We start from the raw sequence: 1,907 nt of genomic DNA, 5'->3' as shown, positions 1-1,907 counted from the left end.
CCTATATTCATTGGGGTTGCTGGTAATAATTTTGTAATTTTTAGAGATGGTCTTTCAAAGAAAAACGCTACTTTTTTCGTTTATCAAAAATGAGACTTTACTTTCTACTTTAATACTATCAATAATACTGTTCGCTCATATGTCCCGCCATAACTATTTAGTGTGGGTATGAAATGAAAGCACAATAAACCCAAGTACTACGACATTAGAAAGGTAGATCGTGTAAATATGGACATGACAACGCACAGCAAGGTTAAATTTGGTGAGGAAGAGTCAAGCGCCTTGTACCGGATTATTGATGGAATTGTAATTATATTATGCCTTCTAGCAATTTCCATAATATATTTGGGTGATTATTCAAAAGTCTACACTATTGCAGGATTGGTTTCTGCCCTCTTGTTTGTATTCTTTGCAGAGCAATCGGGTCTGTATAGATATAACGGTGTTTTTGTTCAGCGACATGAGTTTAAAAATATTGTTGGAGCTTGGTTAAAAACTCTGCTTGTTTTGCTTCTGTTCGCCTTCTTTGCTAAATGGACAGAAATACACTCTAGAGTTGTCATTACCGCTTGGATGTTGACTACTCCTGTTCTACTAATTTCAAGCCGCTTAGCAGCTAATCAGCTGTTGAGAGCGCACTATAAGAAGCACCAATATAAGCAGAAAGCAATTATTGTAGGTGTGTCGAACGCGGGGATTAGATTAGCGCACGATATTGTTAGAGATAAATCTTCAAATCTTGATTTTGTTGGTTTTTATGACGATCGCGACGAGGATCGACTAGCAAAAGAAGGACTGGTGAAGCCAATTTTAGGTACGATCAAAGAATCGGTGGAAAAGGCAAAGAAGCGCGAAATACGTCATGTATATATTGCCCTGCCAATGGGAGAAGTACAACGAGTTAAGAATGTCGTTAAGATGTTCTCAGATACTACAGCTCGCGTTTACTTAATTCCTGATATCTATACTTATGAGTTGATGCAGGCGCGATGGAGAACAATTGGTAATAGTCCGACAATCAGTATTCAAGATACGCCATTTTATGGCTTAGCAAGTGTTGTTAAACGAGTTGAAGACGTTGTACTCGCATCCATTATCACTCTACTTATTAGTCCAGTTTTATTGTTTGTCGCGGCTGGCGTTAAGTTGTCTGGTCCGGGACCAATTATATTCAAACAGATGCGCTATGGGTTAGATGGGCAGGCGATAAAAGTCTGGAAGTTCCGCTCAATGAATGCCACTGACAATGGAAACGTTGTTAAACAAGCGACGAAAAATGACCCAAGGATCACCAAGTTTGGTGCTTTTATCCGCAAGACTTCTCTCGATGAACTGCCACAGTTTATCAATGTAATCCAAGGAAGAATGTCTATTGTTGGCCCAAGACCGCATGCCGTGGCTCACAATGAAGAGTACCGTCAAATCGTTGATAAATACATGCTTCGACATAAGGTCAAACCGGGTATCACCGGCCTCGCGCAGATCAGTGGTTACCGAGGTGAAACTGACACTCTAGAAAAAATGGAAAAGCGTGTTGAGTATGATCTCAAGTACATTCAGAACTGGAGTTTATCGCTCGATCTGAAAATTATATTAATGACTATTTTTAAAGGCTTTGTGGGTAAAACTGCCTACTAAAGGATTAATGATGAACAAAGTAACGCAAGCATTATCCGCTTTGGCACTTACTCTAACTGCATCTCAGGTATATGCTAAATTCGAGGGTAATGGTTATGTCACGCAATCAGGTTTAAAAATACTGCCTATCTTAGACGGTAGAGCTGAACATAATGACAACGTCGGTCGATATTCTGATGCGGAGTCTCCAGAATCCTCAACGGTATTTGTCATTGAACCTGGGATTGCTTTTCAATCGGATCGCGGAGGAAATACCTACCAGATTGCAT

General features: G+C 39.9%; 1 protein-coding gene and 1 pseudogene. Both read left to right on the top strand.

All coding sequences use genetic code 11. The annotated features are described in order from the left end of the window. Positions 1-228: 228 nt before the first annotated feature. Positions 229-1,638 (top strand): undecaprenyl-phosphate glucose phosphotransferase, encoded by a 1,410-nt coding sequence (locus QTO00_RS19045; RefSeq protein WP_331426153.1) that lies wholly within the window; start codon positions 229-231, stop codon positions 1,636-1,638. A 10-nt stretch (positions 1,639-1,648) separates the two neighbouring features. Then, a pseudogene (locus QTO00_RS19040) lies at positions 1,649-1,907 on the top strand (outer membrane beta-barrel protein); the annotation flags it as partial.

Source organism: Vibrio sp. M260118 (assembly GCF_036533755.1).
GTDB lineage: Bacteria > Pseudomonadota > Gammaproteobacteria > Enterobacterales > Vibrionaceae > Vibrio.
The sequence above is the reverse complement of the archived record's forward strand: the minus strand, read 5'-3'. Positions and strand labels throughout refer to the sequence as shown.

What these genes read in the sequence shown, in the direction of transcription:
- QTO00_RS19045 (WP_331426153.1), top strand. Translation starts at nt 229, where the DNA reads ATGGACATGACAACGCACAGCAAGGTTAAATTTGGTGAGGAAGAGTCA.